Source organism: Bacillus fonticola (genome assembly GCF_012955605.1).
GTDB classification, from domain to species: domain Bacteria; phylum Bacillota; class Bacilli; order Bacillales; family JC228; genus Bacillus_CG; species Bacillus_CG fonticola.
This window is the reverse complement of record NZ_CP052135.1, coordinates 2314566-2335257: the sequence shown is the minus strand read 5'-3', so window position 1 is coordinate 2335257 and position 20692 is coordinate 2314566. Positions and strand designations below refer to the sequence as shown.

Below are 20692 nucleotides of genomic sequence, written 5' to 3'. Positions count from 1 at the left end.
GTGAAAGATGAGGAACCATTGCTTAAAAAAGCGGGGGTTCCTCTTTCTATTTAGTGAAAGCAAGGTCATTACCACATACAAGGAAATTAAATAAACCTCAAAAATGATGTATAATAATGTCTTTAGGACTTAGTTAATATGGAGGTTGGTTATTACACCACCACAGTTTCTTAAAATTATAAGGTTTATTTGTTGCCTCTTGATTGGTAGTATGGGGAGAGGATTTGCCTAAAAATTGAGCTTTTTTAGCACGTGCAGAACATTTCCCTTTAATGTAGTAAAAGGAAGAAGCGAAAAAGCCAATTACATGATAGAGGTTAGGACAAAGTATGCTCGATGGAAAGGTAGGATCACGGATGGGAACGCTTTGGTATGATGGGAACTTTTACACAATGCGAGAAGAGGGAGAAAAAACGGAGGCAGTTTATACCGAAAACGGTCTTATCATTGCTCTTGGGAAGAAAGAGGAATTAGAGGCAGCTTACACCGAAAACATAGCAGAAAGCGTATCTTTACAAGGAAAAACAGTATTTCCTGGTTTTGTTGATAGTCATCTTCATATCATCGGGCACGGAGAATCACTGCTCAGACTAGACGTATCTGTAACAAGCAGTAAAGATGAGCTTCTTTTACGCCTTGAGGAAAAGATAGCGGATACTCCTTTAGGAGAGTGGATTATCGGAGAAGGATGGAATGAAAACGATTGGACAGATACATCCGTTCCTACTCGATGGGACTTGGATGAAGTGAGCCCACATCATCCTGTCGTACTAAAGCGTGCATGTCGACACGCCTTAGTAGTGAACTCTAAAGCATTACAACTAGCTGAGATCCATAACGATACTGTCGAACCACCAGGAGGCGTGATCGAGCGAGATGAAGCGGGAAGAGTACAAGGCATTTTAAAAGATCAAGCACAAGACATGATTTATCGTGTATTACCACCTGTAGATCGAAACTATTTACAAAACGCTTTACGGAAGGCTGTTGAGCACGCATGGTCTCTCGGTCTTACAGGGGGTCATACAGAAGATCTAAGTTACTATGGTCAGTTCCATGAAACATTACACGCGTTTTATGATGTGTTGGAGAGCCCAGTTGAGCCACACCCATTTCGGGCTCATCTCCTTATTCATCATACGGTAATTGATGAGTGGGAAAGGGGAGGATTTACCAAATTATCTTCCTCACCTTACGTGACGTTCGGGGCGGTAAAAATATTTGCTGACGGAGCATTGGGTGGACGGACGGCATGGTTAAGTCATCCGTATGCAGATGATCCGACAACGAACGGAGTTGCTATCCATACAACGGAAGGACTTCATACACTAGTGAGAAAAGCACGTGAGCTGGATTTACCAATTGCCGTCCATACAATAGGGGACGCTGCGTACGAAGCAGTGTTGGATGCAATTGAACTGTATCCTACACCATCTGGAGAGCGGGATAGACTTATCCATGCGCAAATTCTACGGAACGACTTAGTCCAGCGAACAAAAAGTTTGCAAGTGGTACTAGATATTCAACCGCGTTTTGTCGCAACAGACTTCCCATGGGTGCTAAGCCGGCTGGGTGAAGGGGTATATGATTATCTATATGCATGGCGGACACTAAAAGAGGAAGGTATTGCGCTTGCAGGGGGATCCGATGCGCCGATAGAACCGGTAGATCCACTTTTAGGCATTCACGCCGCTGTTACTCGACAGAGAGAAGCGGAACAAACGGTATACATCCCGGAAGAAAGGCTATCCATTTATGAAGCGATCGAACTGTTTACAAAGGGCAGTGCGTATGCGGCGGGAGAAGAACATGTGAGTGGGGTGCTATCCCCGGGAATGCGGGCAGATTTCACTGTTTTGGAGAGTGATCCGTTTGTTCAAACACCAGATCATTTGCTACAAAACAAAGTAGCAATGACCGTTGTGGACGATCGTATCGTGTATGACGCTCTCCGAACACCTTCCACCTAAACTCTTTTAATTACATCACTAGAAAAAACAAGTAAGAGAGGTGGAGTATATGGGAACGGAGATGCTTGATAAAAAGGGAGTATGGTTTACGGCTCTCTCATATATGATGTGGGGGTTGCTCCCAATGTATTGGAAGTTGCTAGAACATGTAGGGCCTGTTGAAGTCCTCGCCCATCGTGTTCTATGGTCCTTCCTTTTTATGGGTGGTTGGATTCTTGCTTTTCGAAATTACGGGGCAATTAAAGAAGCATTTCATGAATTGCGCACCAATCGAAAAGCGCTCTGGATGATGGCTGGGGCCTCTTTTATGATTACCCTGAATTGGCTCGTGTTTATTTTCACTGTTGTAAGTGATCGTGTGACTGAAGCGAGTTTGGGCTATTATATTAACCCGCTTGTGAGTGCCGCTTTAGGTGTTTTGTTTTTGGGAGAAACGATTCAAAGATCTCTGCGGTGGTCCTTTGCATTTGCCGCTGCAGGGGTCCTTGTTTTGATCATTGGGTATGGGGAAGTTCCTTGGCTTGCCTTATTACTCGCCCTTAGTTTTGGAGTTTATGGATTGTGTAAGAAGATGCTTCCTTTTGGTGCGGGGGTCGGTCTTTGGATGGAAACCTTGTTTGTCCTTCCACTCGCCCTTGTATATAGCGTGGTAATCGCTCTACAAGGAACTGCGTCTTTCGGGACAACGACTTCTTCAGATACACTGTTTCTTATACTGGCGGGGGTTGTAACGGCCATTCCGTTACTAGCGTTTGCAACGGGTGCCAAGCGAATTCCACTTACCGTCGTAGGGCTCTTACAATACATCGCTCCTTCCTCCATGCTTGTATTAGGAGTGTTTGTGTATGGAGAAGCGTTTACAATTTATGATCTGATAGCGTTTTGTATGATTTGGATTGGACTCGGTGTATTTACTTTCGGTCGTGTTAAGCAAAAAAGGCAACTAAAGCGTGCGGTTTCCAACTCTATTTAGATTGATAAAATAGTGGATAAAAGTTGAAACTTATAAGAGAATGAACCGTAGACTTAAAGAAAATTGGGAACGGAGGGACTTCTATGAATACAAAAAGATGGATAGCTCTCGTTATTGCAGGCGTTGTATTGGTGGTTTCGCTAGGATTCCAAGCTGTGTGGAGTTTTTTATTTTCGGATTTCGCTGGTTCATTTGAAGACATACTGGCTGTGGAAGCAGGCGGTTTCGAACCAGTAGTTCGTGAGCAAGGAGACCTGTCGAGTCAGATTGCGGTGCTAACAGTAGAGGGTGTGATTCAAGACACTGGTTCAAGCTCTAGCTTTATTGGATCAGAAGGATATCGTCATCAAGACTTCTTACGTCAAATAGAAGCAGTGAAGGAGGATCCGACGATTAAGGGGGTTGTACTACGTGTCAACTCACCAGGTGGAGGTGTTGTAGAATCAGCCGAGTTGCATCAAGAAATCGTTGAGCTAACTGAGGAGAAACCTGTCTACGTATCGATGGGAGCGACTGCAGCATCTGGTGGTTATTACATAAGTGCTCCTGCACAAAAGATTTTTGCAAGTAAAGAGACCATGACAGGTTCCCTCGGCGTGATCATGCAATCAATTAACGTGAGCGAGCTTGCCGATCGGTTTGGTGTGGAAATGATTACTGTAGCGAGTGGACCGTATAAAGATATGTTAAACCCAACAAAAGAGGTTTCGGAAGAGGAGAGGGCCATTCTTTCTTCCATGGTAGAGAACTCCTATAATGCCTTTGTAGAGGTTATTCAAAATGGACGGGAAATGTCTGAGGAAAAAGTACGCACACTTGCTGACGGTCGAATTTATGACGGAATTCAAGCGAAAGAAAATGGGCTCATTGACGAATTTGGTTATTTAGACGATGTGATCGAAGCGATGAAAGTTGACGAAGATTTAGAAGGTGCACAAGTTGTAGAATATCGTACCACTTCCTCGATAGGTTCACTGTTTTCAGCACAGGTCGGCTCTTTGTTCGGTAGTGGATTTTCAGAAGTAGGCATGCTTGAACGTATTCTCCAACGCTCTGGCGGACCACGGCTCATGTATTTATACACAGAATAGGAGGGGAAGAGTGTGAGTGAAAAAGATCCTAGCAAAGAAGAGCAGTCTAGCCAACAGCATGAACAATTGAGAGCGGACGATACTGAAGTACATTCGATAGAGCCACATGCGATTCCTCCTCATTCTGTGCCTACTACAAGCGTGCATTACGGTGGGTTTTGGATGCGTTTGTGGGCGTTTCTTGTAGATAGCGTGTTGATCGGGGTTGTCGGGAGTATGCTAACCAATGTCGCGTTAGCAACAGTTGGGATGAATGAGAATCCACCTACCTTTTGGTTATTTTCCTTAGACGATGTATTAAAAGCTTTCTTCTTTTACGCCTATTTCGTGCTTATGACAAAGTACTTTCAACAAACACTTGGGAAGATGATCTTTGGTTTGAAGGTAATGTCAACAAAAGGCGAGGGATCCCTTTCGTGGGGAACCGTACTATTTCGTGAATGGATTGGCAGGTTTATTTCAGGTGCCATCATGATTTTGTATGTATTAGTGGCATTTTTACCAAAAAAGCAAGGGCTTCACGATGTGTTTGCAGATACAACTGTTATTCATGAGCAAACGAGAAAAGTGATAGACCAGTCGAAGCTAGTGACGACGTGAAAAAATCTATAGGTGCGTGTTTACATGTGGACGCTTGGATCTCTTCTCCAAGCGTTTTGTTTTGAAGAAAATTCCATGGAAAAGGACGCGTATTCCGAAATACAGCCCGCATTCCCTACTATGCCTTATTCTAATGCAAAACCTCACTTATACAAAAAGTTTCTCCGTTTATGAGCATAAAACACGATCTTTTCAGTTTACTCCTAAAAGGGAATGGTATATTCCTCCAATTGATGGGAACTCTACTACCTAGAAAGGTGTGAGTGGAACATGTGGTGGATCACATTTCTTTTGTCTTTCCTATTCTTATTGACGTTTTGGATTCGAATTTCTATACGATTCCATCTTTTTCATGGTGGGGATAACGATCGTGTGACCATTCAAATGCGAGCGTTTTGGGGCATTTTGAGGTATACGATTGATATTCCATTCGTCAAAAAGGAGAAAGGATCTGTTGCCTCTTTCGAATTCGAGGAAGACGTGAAGTCAGGAAAGAAAGAAAAAACGAAGAAAAAGAAAAAAAGAAAAATCACTCCAGAAAAAATTTGGAACAGCTTACAGGATACAAAAGAAGTAGCTAAGCATGTACGCCACTTGCATCATATTATGTCTTCCTTTCTGAAACACATAGAGGTGAGTGCTCTACGATGGAAAACGGTAATTGGGGTCGGGGATGCAGCAAAAACGGGGACGATTACAGGGCTATTATGGACAGTGAAAAGTTGTATTTTGGGATGGGTCAGCCATCATATGGTCATGAATTCCTTACCTACATACGACATTACACCAGATTTTTATGCGAGGCGGTCGGTAACTGAATTCGAATGCATGATTCACTTTCGCGTCGGGCATGCTATTCTCGCAGCTCTTAAATTGATCGCATATTGGCGTGGTGGGGTACCGAAGTTCAAAAGTAGCCCACTTGCTGAATTTACCGACAAAAAAGAATCTGCTAGCTAGGAGGAATGAAGAAGATGTCTGATCATCCAATTAAAGGGTTAATGACAACTGCGATGGAGAACTTGAAAGAAATGATTGATGTGAACACAATCGTTGGCGATCCAGTCGAAACACCAGACGGCAGTGTCATCTTAACGGTTTCAAAGGTAGGTTTCGGGTTTGGTGCTGGAGGGAGCGAATTTGGCTCTGCTAGCGAGAAAAAGGAAGGTAGTGAAGGACAAGGGGGAAAGCATCCGTTTGGTGGTGGTAGTGGAGGTGGCGTGTCTATTACACCGATCGCCTTTTTAGTTGTCGGTCATAACGGAGTGAAGATGCTTCATCTTGATGAGAATACCTCCATTTATGAACGTTTGTTAGATCTTGCGCCTGCTGCTGTGGAAAAAATTCAAGAGATGCTCAGCAAAAATAAGCAAACAGCCCCTCAACAAAATCAACAGCAACAAGCTTCAGGTGAACATAAACGACAAGATTTGGAACTATAGGGTGACCAAATGCCTTTTTGGGGGTTGGTCACCCTCAGCTTTGCAAAAAGTTGTGTGCTATATATTTGTAAAAAGGAAGAAGTAAGTGGTATAAAGTTAACTACATAGAAAAAAGTGGGAAGCGCTTATTTCTTAAACTAGACAGGAGGAATTCTTGTGGACATTACATTTAAAGGTAATCCAATAAGTTTAAAAGGAAACGAAATAAAAGTTGGTGACAATGCACCTGATTTCCGTGTGCTCTCAACAGATTTGTCTGAGGTAACACTGAACGACTACAAAGGAAAAACTCGTCTCATCAGCGTAGTACCTTCTATTGACACAGGAGTTTGTGCCCAGCAAACACGGAAGTTTAACGAAGAGGCAAATGGTATCCCTGGTGTTGTTGTGATGACGATCAGCGTAGATCTTCCTTTCGCGCAAACCCGATGGTGTGCCTCAAACGGCTTGGAAAACATACATACATTTAGCGACCATCGTGACCTTTCGTTTGGAGAAGCGTACGGCGTTGTTATGGAAGAGCTTCGTCTGCTAGCCCGATCTGTATTTGTCGTCGATGGAAACGATAAGGTCACGTATATCGAGTACGTATCAGAGGGGACGAACCACCCAAACTACGACAAAGCCATCCAAGCGACAAAAGAAGCAGCAGGCCAATAATTTTTCAGGGGGTGAGCTACTGTGGCTCGCTCTTTTTTTTGCTTCCGGACCTAAAAGCTTGAGTTTATCCTCTTTCCAACTGTACAATGGAGGGATGAGAAAATAGAGAGGGGTGTGAGCTCATGCCAACTTCCACGACAACTGTAGAACACGTTTTTGCCACGTTGGATGCTGCAGTTGAAACCCTTGCGAAAGAACGAGGAACAAGTTTGGTAGAAGCACTGACAGAAATAGGAGATGTCTTATTTCAAGAGAGGTTTAACGAATCTGGAATAAATGATCTTACGAAAAAACGGATGCGCGACGTAGTGGACATGGTACCGAAAATGGATGCAGCTACCATTCAAAAAGCCTTTCATTTTGCACTCGTTAAAGTAATGCGCCAGTATGTACAGCCACATCATCAAATGACCCCAGATAGTGTTGGCAACTTAATGGTTTACATTGTTCAAAGGTTACAGTTTGAGAGAGAAAACTTGCGCATGCTTGACTTGACGGTTGGGACAGGCCATTTATTGATAAAACTATGCGAAGGAATTCCGAATGTGGTAAAAGACGTATATGGAGTGGACGTAGATGAAACGCTACTCTCCGTATGTAGATCATATGCAAACTTATGCAAACAGCCTATGGAATTGTTCGCACAAGACAGCTTGCAGCCATTACTCATTGATCCTGTCGATTTAGCTATTTCGGATTTACCAGTGGGTTATTACCCAGATGATGATACCTCAGCGTCTTTTCAAACAAAGGCAACAGAAGGGCATTCGTTTAGTCATCACCTTCTCCTAGAACAAAGCCTAAACATGGTGAAAGACGGTGGATATGGCCTATTCGTCGTACCGAATCATTTATTCACTTCAAAAGAGGCGCCTACATTGCGTTCCTATTTACAAAAGACAGTACACATACTCGGGCTATTAGAGTTACCTAAGAATATGTTCACGTCATCGCAACACGCGAAAAGTATTTTGCTCGTACGAAAAAAAGGAGCCGGAGTTCAAGCACCTAAAGAAGCTTTACTTGTCAAGCTACCCTCTTCGAAGCATAGGGAAGCATTCTTGCAGATTATTCGAAAAATTAATGAATGGTTTGCAGAAAATGAAGAAGCACTAAAGCCGTCTCCTATAAAATAAAGGGGCGGCTTTTCCTATGTGTAAGGGCTTCCGTTAGTCTGAATAGTGCTACTTTGCAAATGAAAACGATCCCAAAGCTCTCTACTGTTGAAAAGCTGTTCAGTTGGTGGTTAAATGATGGGCGGAGCGTCATACTAACAAGTGTGATAGTTAATCGTCTATCTATTTTTTACTATAAGGGAGCGGTACCAATGGGAAAAGTAATCGCAATTAATGCGGGAAGCTCTTCTTTAAAGTTTCAGTTATTTGATATGCCAGAAGAAACGGTTGTGACAAAAGGGCTCGTAGAACGAATTGGGCTGCCTGATTCCATATTTTCTATTTCTGTTAAAGGTGAAAATCAAAAGGAGATTATTGACATCCCTAATCATGCGAGTGCCGTCAAAATGCTTCTTTCCAAACTAACTGAGTTACGGATAATTGAAAGTTTGGACGAGATTGAAGGAATTGGGCATCGTGTCGTACATGGTGGCGAGATCTTTAGCGAGTCAGTGCTAATTACTGATGAGGTCATTGCTGAAATTGACAAGCTAAGTGAGTTGGCGCCACTGCATAACCCAGCCAATTTAACAGGAATCCGTGCTTTTCGTGAAGTGTTACCGAAAGTTCCAGCGATTGCCGTGTTTGATACAGCGTTTCACCAAACGATGCCAGAGAGTTCCTTTTTATACAGCCTCCCTTACGAGTATTATGAGAACTATGGAATTCGTAAGTATGGATTTCACGGTACCTCTCACAAATATGTCTCAGAAAGAGCGGCTGAATTATTAGGTCGTCCCGTTGAACAGTTACGCTTGATTTCGTGTCATCTTGGGAATGGGGCGAGTATTGCTGCCATAGAAGGTGGAAAATCTATTGACACATCCATGGGATTTACGCCACTTGCAGGAGTCGCGATGGGAACTCGTTCAGGGAATATAGACCCCGCCCTCATCCCGTATATCATGGAGAAAACCGGAAATTCGGCAGATGAAGTGTTGGAGATTTTGAATAAAAAAAGCGGGATGCTCGGTGTGTCAGGATTCTCTAGCGACTTACGGGATATAGAAGACCGGGCTAGTCAAGGTGATGAGCGCGCAGAACTGTCTTTGGAAGTGTTCGCTAATCGAATCCATAAGTACATTGGTTCCTATGCCTCAAGAATGTATGGGGTAGATGCAATTATTTTCACAGCTGGTATCGGAGAAAACTCTCAAGCCATTCGGGAGCGGGTACTCAAAGGCCTTGAATTTATGGGTGTGTACTGGGACCCTTCGTTAAATCAAGTACGAGGGACGGAAGCGTTTATTAACTACCCGCATTCTCCTGTTAAAGTGATTGTGATTCCAACAAACGAAGAAGTGATGATCGCGCGAGACGTACAGGCGTGTACTACTTCTAGATAAAAGAACTGCTTTCCTTTTCGCGGGAGGGCAGTTTTTTTTACGGGTAGGCAGTTCTTCCATAAACATCAAGGCATGAGTCACTCTTCTTTTCCAAACACTATTACTACATATAAGTGAAAGGAGGAACCTTACATGTTTGAGTGGGATAAAGAGAAGAAAGAGTATTTGTCGTATGACGATGAGGGAACTGAACAAACGAGACAACAAATTACGGGTGCTTATATGAGCGGCGTGATTGATCAACCACATGCTGCGCACGAGAAACAGCAGTTTAATTGGAACGCCGAAGAAGAGCCGAAAGAGTAAGCTGGCAGAGGGGGAATGTGCAGGGCGCACATCCCTTTTCTTTATATTTTTGTAATTTGTGGCGCTGTGTAACGAATCACATTGTACCAATATGGGGGAGACTGAAAGAAGAGGTGAAAAAATAGTTATAAAGCGCTTACAGTGTTGAATTGTCGGACTATAGGAAATATCTTCCCTCCCCAGTATCTTCGTGATATGATGAGGGCATCTGGACAACCGTAAGGAGGCTTTTTAGATGCGTATTGGCGTACCAACAGAGGTGAAAAACAACGAGAACCGTGTGGCGATGAATCCCGCCGGCGTTGTTCATTTAGTAGAGAATGGTCATGAGGTATTTATAGAATCGAATGCTGGTGTAGGTTCAGGCTTTAAGGATGAAGATTATCAAGCTGCTGGTGCGGTGATCGTATATTCTGCTGAAGAAGCATGGGCGCAAGATATGGTGATGAAAGTAAAGGAACCGCTTCCTGAAGAGTATGGGTATTTCCGTGAAGGTCTTATTCTCTTTACATACTTACACTTAGCCGCGGCCCCAGAGCTCACGAAGGCACTACTTGACAAAAAAGTCGTAGGAATTGCATACGAAACGGTGCAGCTTCCATCAGGTGCTTTGCCATTGTTAACTCCGATGAGTGAAGTAGCAGGACGTATGGCTACACAAATTGGAGCACAGTTTTTAGAGAAGGTACACGGCGGACGAGGCATCCTGCTATCTGGTATTCCGGGTGTTTCGCGCGGAAAGGTTACCATTATTGGTGGCGGTGTATCAGGAACAAACGCTGCAAAAATGGCCGTCGGTTTAGGTGCCAACGTGACAATTTTGGACTTGAACCCTGAGCGTCTTCGCCAATTGGACGACATTTTTGGAAGCGACGTACAAACACTCATGTCTAATCCACTTAACATTGCGGATTCGGTGAAGGATTCTGATTTGGTGATTGGAGCCGTTTTGATCCCAGGGGCAAAAGCACCGAAACTCGTGACAGAGGCAATGATTCAATCAATGAAACACGGTAGCGTTGTGGTCGATATTGCTATTGACCAAGGCGGTATCTTTGAAACGACAGATCGGATTACGACACACGACAATCCGACGTATACGAAGCATGAAGTGGTGCATTACGCAGTTGCCAATATGCCTGGAGCTGTTCCGCGTACGTCTGCGATTGGTTTAACAAACGTAACGGTGCCCTACGCAGTACAAATTGCAAACAAAGGCTACATCCAGGCGTGTGAAGACAACGAACCACTTTTCAAAGGGATTAATACACTTGGCGGTTACTGCACATACAAAGCAGTTGCAGAAGCACATGGTCTGGATTACGCAGATGCGCACACGATGCTTCGTCAGCATAAAGAAGAGCAGTAATTTTATGTAAAATAAAGGCTCTTTTCGTATCCTTTGTTGTTTTTACTATACAGTAATCTCATGATGCGACGTAATGCAAATTCATAGTGCCTGAATACCGCTCCGGAAATACACTACGCTTTCCGCGGGCTCGAAAAAATGGCGTGCAAACTGACATTGGTTTGCACGCCATTTTTTTGTGCGCTTAGATCGCTCAACTCAGCGGAGAATGCTAAAGACTAGGGACCGCCTCCTTTCATTACGAAATAATTTGAAGCTCTTTAGGAAACGTAGTCAACGTCTTTGCACCTTCACTAGTAATTAAAATATCATCCTCAATTCGCACACCCGCTACATTCGGTACATAAATACCTGGTTCAACTGTGCAAACCATCCCTTCTCTAAATGGAAGGGTATTTGTGCTTGTCATAGAAGGGTACTCATGCACGTTCAGACCCAATCCGTGTCCGAGACGATGAGGGAAGTAGTCACCATACCCTGCTGCTTCAATATAAGAGCGTGCGGCCTGATCGGCGTCTTGGCACGTTTTCCCGACGCGACACATTTCAAGTGCCGTAATTTGAGCTTGCAAAACCGTATTATAAATGTTTTCTTGCTTCTCATGAATGTCACCGAAAGCAACTGTCCGCGTAATATCTGATGCGTATCCTTTCCACATTACTCCTAAATCAAACAGTACGAGGTCCCCTTTTGTGAAGGTGTTTTTTCCTGGGACACCGTGCGGGTTCGCTGCGTTTGCACCAGTTAGACACATCGTTTGAAAGCTCATGCCCATGATGCCTTTCTTCTTTAGTTCGTACTCAATTTCCGCGACGACAGCCTGCTCTGTGTTCCCTTCCCGAATCGCATTTACTCCGATTTCTACACCGAGATCAGCTAGCTCGGCAGCTTCTCGTAAAATGGCAATCTCTTCTTCGTCTTTCACAAGGCGAAGAGTGGATAGTGTTTCTTCGGCAGAAACAAAGGCTTGCGGTGTGAGACCGTGTAACAAAGCTTCGTATCTCCCTGCAGGTAAATGCTCTTTTTCTACAGCAATTTTTCGAACGCCAGAAGAACGTTTTAAAATGGTTTGTACGAGTAGATCTTCTGCATTATCTGTGTCGTAATAGCCAATCACATTCATCTCTACTGGACTATTTTTTGATTCACTTACTTCCATTTGTGGACAAACTAACGTCGGCTCTCCTGTTGGGAAAATACAAAGGGCTAGCAGTCGCTCATGTGGGTCTTTATAAAGCTTTGTCGTGTAAAACACGTTTTCCTTTGAAGTTAATATGCAAACGTCAATATCCTCTGTTTGAAGCCATTGCTGAATAGTATGAATTCTTTCCTTGGACACGTATATTCCTCCCTTTGAATGTGTGAAACAGTTTCTCTTGTTGTTGAGCGTAGCAACTTTTTCACTTCTTGTAAACGTTTGAGAGAACCATGAGGAGGGAATTATGCTAGAGAAGGAGAATTTATGTTAAAAACATTTTTGTGAGGAGAGGATTTTCATGAAACTAACCTATCACGGACATTCCGTTGTAAAAGTCGAGACTGACGAGGGGAAAACAATCCTTTTTGACCCGTTTATAACAGGGAACGAACTTAGTGATATTACAAAAGACGATGTTGCCCCAGACGTGATTTTACTAACCCACGGGCACAATGATCATGTAGGGGACACCGTTGAAATTGCCAAAAAACATGACTCGCTTGTCGTGGCTACAGCTGAACTTGCCGACTATTTAAGCTGGCAAGGAGTTAACACACACCCAATGCACATTGGGGGAAGTTACACATTTGATTTTGGTACGGTTAAATTCACACCGGCGTTCCACGGTTCAAGCTACACTACTGAGGATAAGCAAATTATTTATACAGGGATGCCTGCTGGAATTCTATTTACCCACAATGAGAAAACAATATACCACGCAGGAGATACTGCCCTGTTCTCTGATATGCAGCTGATCGGAAAACGGAACGATATCGATGTGGCGTTTTTACCGATCGGAGACAATTTTACAATGGGGCCAGAAGACGCAGCGTATGCAGCAGGTTTACTAAAACCGAATAAAGTCGTACCCATACATTACGATACATTCCCTCCGATTAAACAAGATCCAACGTCGTTTACAAACCAACTTCAAGGAGTTGTCGAGGGTGTTCTATTGAAACCGGGTGAGAGCTTAGAAGTGTGAAGAAAAGACGTCTCTTTTAAAGGGTATGCGCATACAGTGAATTAGAGACAAGCTGATTAGAGGAGGTTGTACGTTCACGATGAAGCGCACGAGGTACTTACTATGTTTACTAGGTACGATAGCGATGTTTGTATTTGCCCTACCACGGCTGGCTCCGGGGGCTGAGGGACTCGGAGGATTATTTTCTTTACTATGGATTAGCTTTTGCTTAATCGTTTTTGCGGGTAATCTGGCAGCGTTTTTATTTACAGCTAAAGATGGTGAAAAGAAACAAGCCAAACGTACAGTCGTGACGAAAAAGCGAGCGTATGCAAGGGGGTAAACAAAAAAAGCGAGCGACTTTTCCGTATGGGGAGTTGCTTTTTTATTTGCACAAAAGGAACATGTGTTCTATAATGAGAGAATAGATGTTGGCAATGTTTGCTGTATGACACGTAGCTTCAGTATACTGGAGCTACGGAAGGTGAATGAGATGGCTACGAAACACGAACAACTACTTACCTATATCGAACAGTTACCGGTTGGGGAAAAATTATCTGTAAGAAGAATAGCAAAAGAACTCCAAGTTAGTGAGGGTACTGCGTATCGGGCAATAAAAGAGGCAGAAATGCAAGGTTATTTGAGCACGATGGAACGCATTGGAACGATACGTATTGAAAAGAAAGAAAAGGAAAACTTCGAAAGGCTTACTTTTGCTGAGGTTGTTAAGGTGACTGACGGTGTCGTGTTGGGTGGACGGGCCGGTCTTCATAAAACACTTACAAAGTTCGTGATTGGTGCAATGAAGGTCGAGGACATGATGAAGTATACGACAGCAGGTAATCTACTCATTGTTGGTAATCGAACGCGAGCACATGAAGCAGCTTTAAAGGCTGGGGCTGCTGTCTTAATTACTGGCGGATTTGACACAGAAGAACGAGTTCGTGTGATTGCCGATGAGTTAGAGCTTCCTATTCTTTCTACTAGCTACGATTCATTCACTGTTGCAACAATGATTCATCGGGCCATATATGACCAAATGATTAAAAAGGAAATTGTTATGGTAGAGGATATGTATACTCCTCTTTCCTCAACAGTTTATTTAGAGGCTGAAGACACGGTAGCCTCTTGGTATGAACAGAATGAGAGATCACGCCATAGTCGATTTCCTGTCATTGACAATACGCAAAAAGTATTGGGAATGGTAACGGCAAAAGACGTCATTGGCAAGGAGTCCTCTGCAAGAATTGGAAAAATAATGTCGAAGCATCCATCCACGGTGACGTTGCAAACAAGTGTGGCCACAGCCGCTCACAAGATGATTTGGGAGGGAATTGAACAGCTCCCTGTTGTGAATGAAGCTGGGCAATTGAAAGGGATTATTAGTCGTCAAGACGTGCTAAAGGCCCTACAAATGATTCAACGGCAACCACAAGTAGCTGAGACGATTGAAGATCTCGTGACGAGTCGAATGGAGGGAATGGCAGGAACAGATGTGTATACATGTGAGGTTACACCCCAAATGGCTAGTGCAATTGGGACGGTAAGTTACGGAGTATTCACGATAATCGTTACAGAAGCAACGAACAGAGCACTTCGTGGATTAAAGCGTGGAGACCACGTGGTAGAGACGATGACGATCTATTTTCTCAAGCCTGTACAAATTGATCAGCTTCTTACCATCACCCCACACGTATTAGATATAGGGAGAAATTTCGGGAAAGTGGACGTAGAGGTGTTTAGTGAAGGTGAGGCTATCGGACGGGCGCTTCTCGTTTGTCAATTTATAGACCAATAGACGTTCATGAGCTGACCACTTAAACGATGCATAGAAAAAAGCGCAGCAGCATGTAGGCTGTCTACGCTTTGGGAATGTTCGTTACTTCCTCGCGGGCTAGGGGAAGGAAATGTTGATACATTTTCCACCCAGAGTAGGTGCTAAAGCCACCTAGGATAACGAAAATAGAACCAATAATCCAGTCTACCGTTATAGGATCCACAAGAATGGTATTCAAGCCAAAAAGGGCTACGAAAATACCGAGAGCCATACGTGCTTTGGAACGTGTCCAGATTTTCTCCATGGGTCCTTTTGTTCGGAATGCGCGTACGAAGTAAAAAAGCGCAAATACGAGGGTAATAATGATAGGTATTGACAAGAAAGGCATGAAAAGCCTCCACTCCTTTATAACTCATGCTAGTATCATTGTAGAATCGTTTTGAACGATTTGCAAACGGATAAAATGTGAACAAGTCTTCTTAATACATGCAAGGCAAGGAGGAGTTCTTTTGAGAGAAGCGATCTTACAAGAAATTGAAGCGTATGACACGATTATCATTCACCGCCATGTGCGACCAGACCCTGATGCGTATGGGTCACAAGGTGGATTAGCAGAATTAATTGCGTATAACTATCCAGACAAAAGTGTTTATACGGTAGGGGAGGAAGATTCGACGCTCCGATTTTTACGAGAAATGGATCATATACCAGACGGGTTATATGAGGGTGCACTTGTCATCGTAACAGATACAGCCAATACGGAACGTGTTTGTGATAATAGATATGATCGCGGAGCACGTTTAGTGAAAATAGACCATCACCCTAATGAAGACCCATACGGCGATGTGTTATGGGTGGATACTACCGCAAGTTCGGCTAGTGAAATGATTGTGGATCTTTACCACTATGGAAAACAAAAAAAAGGATGGAAACTGAACGAGGAGGCTGCCCGTTTATTATACGGAGGTATCGTTGGGGACACAGGGAGATTTCTTTATCCGAGTACGACGGAGAAGACCTTTCAATTCGCGGGTGAACTCATCCAATTTCCATTCTCTCGCACAGAGCTGTACGACGGAATGTACAAAATCCCTTTGAAGCTGGCTAGATTACAAGGATACGTGCTACAACATATTTCTTATTCAGCAGAAGGAGCAGCGCAAGTTCGTATCCCGATGTCACTTCTGGAGGAGTTCGAAGTCGACGCAAAAGAAGCGTCACAGCTTGTGAGTATGTTGGGTTCGATTGAAGGGATTTTGTGTTGGGTGTTCTTTATCGAAGAGGAAGATCAAATTCGAGTACGTTTTCGGTCAAAGGGACCCGTCATTAATGTATTAGCGAAGAAGTATCGGGGTGGTGGACATCCTCTTGCAGCGGGTGCTTCAATTCATACGTGGGAAGAAGCAGACGATGTATACGACGAACTGGAAAAAGTCGCCGCTTCCCACGCTGTACAGTAGGCTAACTCGAAGCTAATTCAATGTCTAAAATGAGAATCACTTCTGTGTATACGACTGTTTCATGCAAAGTTAATTTGTACTGTTTTTCCTCTACCCGGTGCAGTTGGTTCTCGATTGTACGCTTAATGAGATCGCGCATTTCAGAAACAGTCTCAAGGTCTTTCGAGAGCAATACGCTCAAATCGTCTTTTACTTTTTCCTGTATCTCATATAAGGAGAGTTCAGCTAGTTCTAAGCGCGGGTTATCTCGAATACGTACTCGAATTTCTTGTACTGTCAATTGCTTTTGTTGTTCATTGTTTAATTCTTGAAAACGTTCTTGCCATACCAGTTTATCTCTTTTGAGGTCGGCAATATCGTTCTCTTGTCGCTGAATGAGTGTAGCCTGTTTTTCTTGCGTCACCCCGTAAATAAAGAGAAAGATCATCCAACTTAGGAACGCACCTAATGCCATCCCTGCAAATAACCTTTGCCAGTTCGGATTCCGGTAATAGGGAGGGATCCTCATGAGGTGGGCTCCTGAGTAAGCCATGCAATAAGAAGAGAGCCTGTTTGTGCACCGCCGAACGCAGACAAAATAAGCAAAAATTGTTTGAACAAGTCTTTCGTTTCACCGTTTAGTAGGCCACCTTCTAAGCGATAGACGGTATCAAACGTTCCACCAATAGCTGCAATAATAGCCCAAATTCGCAGGCTATTTGACAATAGATACATTTCTGTTAAGGGAGGCTTGTTCATGAGAAATGCACCTAAGCTTCCGATAATACTGCCTCCGATCATAACCCCGAGTGCGATAAAGTAAGCATTGAAAAATGTTGGAAAAAATGCTTCATTCATTTTCATCATCCCTTATATTCTCTTAAGCGCTCGGTTTCAGCGCTGTCTCTAATACATATGGACAACCGTTGTTGATTATGTTGTGAAAGGAGTGATTCTAGTGAGTTTTGTACCGTTACATACGTTTAGTGGCTTTAGTTTTTTAGAGTCAACACTAACAGCACAACAAATCGTCAAATTAGCGAAAGAACAAGGATATCCAGCAGTGGCCCTTACAGATCGAAACGTACTTTCAGGGATGGTACCGTTTTATGAAGCTTGTCAAGAGGAAGGTGTTCAGCCGATTATTGGGGTGACTGTATCGGTGGAAGTAGAAAGCGCTCCTTTTGAAGCAGTGTTCTATGCTGAAACGAATGTAGGGCTCACAAATCTTATGAAAATAGCTAGTGTTGTGCAGACGAGAGAGGAGAAACTACTCCCGCTTTCTTGGGCGAAGGGATACGCAGAAGGAATTCGAATTGTACTTTCAGAAGCGCACTTGCAGACAGAAGACGGACAAAGGCAGGTCGAATCCTTTTTGAAAGTATTGGACGGCACTCCTATATGGGGAGGTGTATCAGGGAAGCCAATGTCTGCTACAGACGCAAATCCATTGTTTGCTAGACTCCCAAAAGTGGCGTTTCCTCAAATTCATTACGCTCAACCAGACGATCGGTTCTCCTACGAGGTTCTTTCATTGTTAAAAAACGGGAAAACTCTTCAAGAAGTGGATGCTGATTCTCTTAGACAACCTGATGGTAAGTTCGCGTTTCCAAAGAGCGACGACGTGGTCGAGCAGTTCAATCATTCCCCAGGTTTGCTGAAGGAGACGGTTCGTTTCGTAGAGGAGTGCCAAGTCACGTTATCTTTATCAGAGCGCCATTTACCGACATACCCCGTGCCCACGGGTAAGTCAGCGGCTGAGATGCTGCAAGAGTTAGCAGAAGAGGGTCTTAAACGGCTCATTTTAAATCCTACAAAAGTTTATTGGGATAGACTCAATCATGAGCTAGACATTATTAAGAAGATGGGTTTTAGTGACTATTTCCTTATCGTGTGGGATTTTATGAAATACGCTCGAGAAAAAGGAATACGAACGGGACCTGGACGGGGGTCTGCTGCTGGATCTCTCGTTAGCTTCGCACTTCAAATTACGACCGTAGATCCGCTTGAATATGATCTATTATTCGAGCGGTTTTTAAACCCAGAGCGTATTTCGATGCCTGATATTGACATAGATTTTGAGGATACACGTCGTGACGAGGTGTTAAAGTATGTCCAGCAAAAGTACGGTGCACTTCATGTTGCTCAAATTGCAACGTTCGGTACGTTTCAACCAAAAGCCGCATTACGTGATTGCGCGCGTGTCTTCAATCTTTCAACAAATGAGCAGGATCGACTCTCTCGTTTAGTTCCTTCTAAGCTTGGAATTACGCTAGCGGAAGTAAAGATGAGGAAAGAAACAGCAGCTTGGTTAGAAGAGTCAACCGTTCATCAGCTTTTATTTCAAACAGCTTTGACGATTGAAGGACTTCCTCGACATGCGTCCGTTCATGCGGCTGGTGTTGTCCTAACATCTCGCCCATTAACAGAGCTTGTCCCTATCCAAATGGGGAGTGATGGTTTATACGTCACACAGCTTCCTATGGGAGATTTAGAGAAACTAGGGCTTTTAAAAATGGACTTTCTCGGTTTGCGCAACCTCACTTTATTAAAGGACGCACTTAATAACGTCTATAAACAAACGGGTACAAAGCTTGCTATCGAAGCAATTGATCCTCATGATGCGGGGACTCTTAAGATGCTCGCGGAAGGAAAGACAATGGGGATCTTTCAATTTGAGTCAAATGGGATGCAAAATGTTCTTAGAAAGTTACAGCCGTCCCGATTTGAAGATTTGGTTGCTGTTAATGCTTTATATCGCCCTGGCCCTATGGAACAAATTCCACAGTATGTTGCGAGAAAGCATGGAAAAGAAAACGTTTCCTATTGGCATAAAGATGTACAAGCTATTTTAGAGCCTACTTATGGGATTCTCGTATACCAAGAACAAATTATGCAAATTGCTTCTGCGTTTGCTGGGTTTTCACTCGGTGAAGCAGATCTATTACGAAGAGCAGTTAGTAAAAAGAAAAAGAACATATTAGAAGAACAACGTAGGTGGTTTGTCGGCGGAGCTATCTCCAAAGGTCATGAGGCGGCAACAGCAGAAAAAATTTATGACTACATTGTACGATTTAGTGATTACGGCTTTCCGAAAGGCCATGCTGTTGCCTACTCTCGCATCGCTTACGAGCTTGCTTATATAAAAACGCATTACCCAACTGCTTTTATGGCTGCGTACATTACCTCTGTTTCCGGGAATATAGAAAAGCGAAATGAAGCATTGCGTGAGGCAAAACAGTTGGGTGTACAAGTGAAAGGGCCTTCTATCTCTAAAAGCGGATATTCATTTATAGTAGAGGGGAATACGATGCACCTCCCTTTGCTTTCTATAAGAGGTGTCGGTAAAGAAGCTGTTAAATCAATTATTAATGCACGGAAGCAGCACGACATAAAGGATTTGTTTGACTTCGTATTGTTCACTGATACGAAGTCTGTGAACAAGGGGGTGTTAGAGCATTTAGTATTTGCTGGAGCATTCGATGAGTGGGGAGAGCACCGAGGGGAATTATGGCACGCTATCATCCCAGCAATTGAATATGCACAGCTAGTAAAAGCAGAAGAAGGAGAGTTGAATTTATACGGAGACGAAGCTGCCTACTTAAAGCCAAAGTATCAGCGTGTGGATGATTTTTCTCCCGATCAGAAGTTGGCAAGGGAGAAGGAAGTGCTTGGGTTGTATGTCTCTGCACATCCGTTTGAGACCTTCGCACCGTACTTAAAGCAACGGGGGTGTCTTTTGCCAGCTGATGCCTCTTCCGCTAAAAAAAGAGGGAGACTTGGAGGATGGGTACAAACTATTAAAACCATCCGTACAAAAAAAGGCGAAACGATGGCATTTGTTACGCTAGTAGATGACCTCGCTGAAGTAGATGTTGTCGTGTTTCCGACGACATACCGACTCGTTAAAGAAAAATTAGTTGAGCAAACACCTCTTCTTATTGTCGGGCAAACAGAGGAGCGAAACGGCGAGATTCAATGGATTGCAAAGGAAGTATACAGTCAAGAGGAATTTTTGCAGCAGGTGTACATTCGTATTCCCCGATTAGTAGAAGATACAAAAGGATATCGAACATTACAAAATGTGCTCAGACGGCATGTTGGCGTTGTACCCGTCATACTTGTGTATGAGAAAGACAAGCGGACAGTTCGTTTGTCAAAAGACTTTTACGTAACCCCGTCTTCATCATTAGAAGAAGATGTTAGCCTTGTGGTTGGAGAAGAGAATTACGTCGTACAGCAAGTGAAACAGGGGAGAGACTGTAGATAGATTCTTTCCTTTACAGAGCAATCATTTTCGTTTAATCTTGGTAAGAAGATGTGGTCAGACCACTCCCTTGACTAACGAGCGGTAAAAGGTACTTGAAATTAGTATGTTCATC

Annotated in this window: 20 protein-coding genes; 16 read left to right on the top strand and 4 right to left on the bottom strand. The window is 43.5% G+C overall.

Features of this window, described 5'->3' with window-relative positions; translation table 11 throughout:
* The first annotated feature begins 356 nt into the window (after window positions 1–356).
* The 11 genes from HHK01_RS11525 to ald all read left to right on the top strand — a co-directional run bounded on the left by HHK01_RS11525 (window position 357) and on the right by ald (window position 10932).
* Window positions 357–1970 (top strand): amidohydrolase, encoded by a 1614-nt coding sequence (locus HHK01_RS11525; RefSeq protein ID WP_170007933.1) that lies wholly within the window; start codon window positions 357–359, stop codon window positions 1968–1970.
* Window positions 1971–2019: 49 nt separating this feature from the next.
* Window positions 2020–2943, top strand: coding sequence for an EamA family transporter RarD (gene rarD / locus HHK01_RS11520; protein ID WP_170007932.1), 924 nt, complete (start codon window positions 2020–2022; stop codon window positions 2941–2943).
* Between the two features lie 83 nt (window positions 2944–3026).
* Window positions 3027–4034 carry a signal peptide peptidase SppA gene (gene sppA / locus HHK01_RS11515; protein ID WP_170007931.1) on the top strand — a complete coding sequence of 336 codons (1008 nt, stop codon included), beginning with the start codon at window positions 3027–3029 and terminating at the stop codon, window positions 4032–4034.
* A 12-nt stretch (window positions 4035–4046) separates the two neighbouring features.
* Window positions 4047–4634 (top strand): RDD family protein, encoded by a 588-nt coding sequence (locus HHK01_RS11510; protein ID WP_228027556.1) that lies wholly within the window; start codon window positions 4047–4049, stop codon window positions 4632–4634.
* A gap of 270 nt (window positions 4635–4904) precedes the next feature.
* Window positions 4905–5594, top strand: coding sequence for a DUF2953 domain-containing protein (locus HHK01_RS11505; RefSeq protein ID WP_170007930.1), 690 nt, complete (start codon window positions 4905–4907; stop codon window positions 5592–5594).
* Between the two features lie 14 nt (window positions 5595–5608).
* Entirely contained in the window at window positions 5609–6076 is a 468-nt protein-coding gene (ytfJ, locus tag HHK01_RS11500; RefSeq protein ID WP_170007929.1) for a GerW family sporulation protein, read from the top strand.
* Window positions 6077–6226: 150 nt separating this feature from the next.
* Window positions 6227–6736: a thiol peroxidase gene (tpx, locus tag HHK01_RS11495; RefSeq protein WP_170008767.1), complete on the top strand. Its 510-nt coding sequence runs from the start codon at window positions 6227–6229 to the stop codon at window positions 6734–6736.
* A 122-nt stretch (window positions 6737–6858) separates the two neighbouring features.
* Window positions 6859–7872, top strand: a complete 1014-nt coding sequence (locus HHK01_RS11490) for a class I SAM-dependent methyltransferase (protein ID WP_170007928.1) — start codon at window positions 6859–6861, stop codon at window positions 7870–7872.
* 191 nt (window positions 7873–8063) lie between these two features.
* The gene (locus tag HHK01_RS11485; protein WP_170007927.1) at window positions 8064–9257 is read left to right on the top strand and encodes an acetate kinase; all 1194 of its coding nucleotides are present in this window, start codon (window positions 8064–8066) and stop codon (window positions 9255–9257) included.
* 132 nt (window positions 9258–9389) lie between these two features.
* Entirely contained in the window at window positions 9390–9563 is a 174-nt protein-coding gene (locus tag HHK01_RS11480; protein ID WP_170005850.1) for a hypothetical protein, read from the top strand.
* A 235-nt stretch (window positions 9564–9798) separates the two neighbouring features.
* Complete coding sequence (gene ald / locus HHK01_RS11475; RefSeq protein ID WP_170007926.1) at window positions 9799–10932, top strand: alanine dehydrogenase; 1134 nt, start codon at window positions 9799–9801, stop codon at window positions 10930–10932.
* Window positions 10933–11170: 238 nt separating this feature from the next.
* Here ald and HHK01_RS11470 read toward each other — a convergent pair whose 3' ends face one another.
* Window positions 11171–12271, bottom strand: coding sequence for a M24 family metallopeptidase (locus HHK01_RS11470; RefSeq protein ID WP_170007925.1), 1101 nt, complete (start codon window positions 12269–12271; stop codon window positions 11171–11173).
* A 157-nt stretch (window positions 12272–12428) separates the two neighbouring features.
* Here HHK01_RS11470 and HHK01_RS11465 point away from each other — a divergent pair, with 157 nt between their 5' ends.
* From HHK01_RS11465 to HHK01_RS11455, 3 genes are all read left to right on the top strand, one after another.
* The gene (locus HHK01_RS11465) at window positions 12429–13115 is read left to right on the top strand and encodes a metal-dependent hydrolase (RefSeq protein ID WP_170007924.1); all 687 of its coding nucleotides are present in this window, start codon (window positions 12429–12431) and stop codon (window positions 13113–13115) included.
* Window positions 13116–13194: 79 nt separating this feature from the next.
* The gene (locus HHK01_RS11460; RefSeq protein WP_170005849.1) at window positions 13195–13437 is read left to right on the top strand and encodes a hypothetical protein; all 243 of its coding nucleotides are present in this window, start codon (window positions 13195–13197) and stop codon (window positions 13435–13437) included.
* A gap of 150 nt (window positions 13438–13587) precedes the next feature.
* Window positions 13588–14892 (top strand): DRTGG domain-containing protein, encoded by a 1305-nt coding sequence (locus tag HHK01_RS11455; protein WP_170007923.1) that lies wholly within the window; start codon window positions 13588–13590, stop codon window positions 14890–14892.
* A 61-nt stretch (window positions 14893–14953) separates the two neighbouring features.
* On the opposite strand, the gene HHK01_RS11450 is transcribed toward HHK01_RS11455, so the two are convergent.
* Window positions 14954–15259 carry a YtpI family protein gene (locus tag HHK01_RS11450; protein ID WP_170007922.1) on the bottom strand — a complete coding sequence of 102 codons (306 nt, stop codon included), beginning with the start codon at window positions 15257–15259 and terminating at the stop codon, window positions 14954–14956.
* Window positions 15260–15380: 121 nt separating this feature from the next.
* Here HHK01_RS11450 and HHK01_RS11445 point away from each other — a divergent pair, with 121 nt between their 5' ends.
* Complete coding sequence (locus tag HHK01_RS11445) at window positions 15381–16331, top strand: DHH family phosphoesterase (RefSeq protein WP_170007921.1); 951 nt, start codon at window positions 15381–15383, stop codon at window positions 16329–16331.
* Window position 16332: 1 nt separating this feature from the next.
* Here the strand turns inward: HHK01_RS11445 and ytrI are convergent, their stop codons facing one another.
* Together ytrI and HHK01_RS11435 are read right to left on the bottom strand one after the other, a co-directional pair.
* The gene (ytrI, locus tag HHK01_RS11440; RefSeq protein WP_170007920.1) at window positions 16333–16839 is read right to left on the bottom strand and encodes a sporulation membrane protein YtrI; all 507 of its coding nucleotides are present in this window, start codon (window positions 16837–16839) and stop codon (window positions 16333–16335) included.
* Window positions 16836–17168: a sporulation membrane protein YtrH gene (locus HHK01_RS11435; RefSeq protein WP_170008766.1), complete on the bottom strand. Its 333-nt coding sequence runs from the start codon at window positions 17166–17168 to the stop codon at window positions 16836–16838. The genes ytrI and HHK01_RS11435 overlap by 4 nt, the downstream gene beginning before the upstream one ends.
* Window positions 17169–17268: 100 nt before the next feature.
* Between HHK01_RS11435 and HHK01_RS11430 the strand changes: the two genes are divergently transcribed.
* Window positions 17269–20580, top strand: coding sequence for a DNA polymerase III subunit alpha (locus HHK01_RS11430; protein ID WP_170007919.1), 3312 nt, complete (start codon window positions 17269–17271; stop codon window positions 20578–20580).
* The last annotated feature ends 112 nt before the right edge of the window (window positions 20581–20692 follow it).

What these genes read in the sequence shown, in the direction of transcription:
- rarD (WP_170007932.1), top strand. Translation starts at nt 2,020, where the DNA reads ATGGGAACGGAGATGCTTGATAAAAAGGGAGTATGGTTTACGGCTCTC.
- HHK01_RS11490 (WP_170007928.1), top strand. Translation starts at nt 6,859, where the DNA reads ATGCCAACTTCCACGACAACTGTAGAACACGTTTTTGCCACGTTGGAT.
- HHK01_RS11485 (WP_170007927.1), top strand. Translation starts at nt 8,064, where the DNA reads ATGGGAAAAGTAATCGCAATTAATGCGGGAAGCTCTTCTTTAAAGTTT.
- HHK01_RS11435 (WP_170008766.1), bottom strand. Translation starts at nt 17,168, where the DNA reads ATGAATGAAGCATTTTTTCCAACATTTTTCAATGCTTACTTTATCGCA.
- HHK01_RS11460 (WP_170005849.1), top strand. Translation starts at nt 13,195, where the DNA reads ATGAAGCGCACGAGGTACTTACTATGTTTACTAGGTACGATAGCGATG.
- HHK01_RS11465 (WP_170007924.1), top strand. Translation starts at nt 12,429, where the DNA reads ATGAAACTAACCTATCACGGACATTCCGTTGTAAAAGTCGAGACTGAC.
- ytfJ (WP_170007929.1), top strand. Translation starts at nt 5,609, where the DNA reads ATGTCTGATCATCCAATTAAAGGGTTAATGACAACTGCGATGGAGAAC.
- ald (WP_170007926.1), top strand. Translation starts at nt 9,799, where the DNA reads ATGCGTATTGGCGTACCAACAGAGGTGAAAAACAACGAGAACCGTGTG.
- HHK01_RS11525 (WP_170007933.1), top strand. Translation starts at nt 357, where the DNA reads ATGGGAACGCTTTGGTATGATGGGAACTTTTACACAATGCGAGAAGAG.
- HHK01_RS11505 (WP_170007930.1), top strand. Translation starts at nt 4,905, where the DNA reads ATGTGGTGGATCACATTTCTTTTGTCTTTCCTATTCTTATTGACGTTT.
- ytrI (WP_170007920.1), bottom strand. Translation starts at nt 16,839, where the DNA reads ATGAGGATCCCTCCCTATTACCGGAATCCGAACTGGCAAAGGTTATTT.
- sppA (WP_170007931.1), top strand. Translation starts at nt 3,027, where the DNA reads ATGAATACAAAAAGATGGATAGCTCTCGTTATTGCAGGCGTTGTATTG.
- HHK01_RS11450 (WP_170007922.1), bottom strand. Translation starts at nt 15,259, where the DNA reads ATGCCTTTCTTGTCAATACCTATCATTATTACCCTCGTATTTGCGCTT.
- HHK01_RS11455 (WP_170007923.1), top strand. Translation starts at nt 13,588, where the DNA reads ATGGCTACGAAACACGAACAACTACTTACCTATATCGAACAGTTACCG.
- HHK01_RS11480 (WP_170005850.1), top strand. Translation starts at nt 9,390, where the DNA reads ATGTTTGAGTGGGATAAAGAGAAGAAAGAGTATTTGTCGTATGACGAT.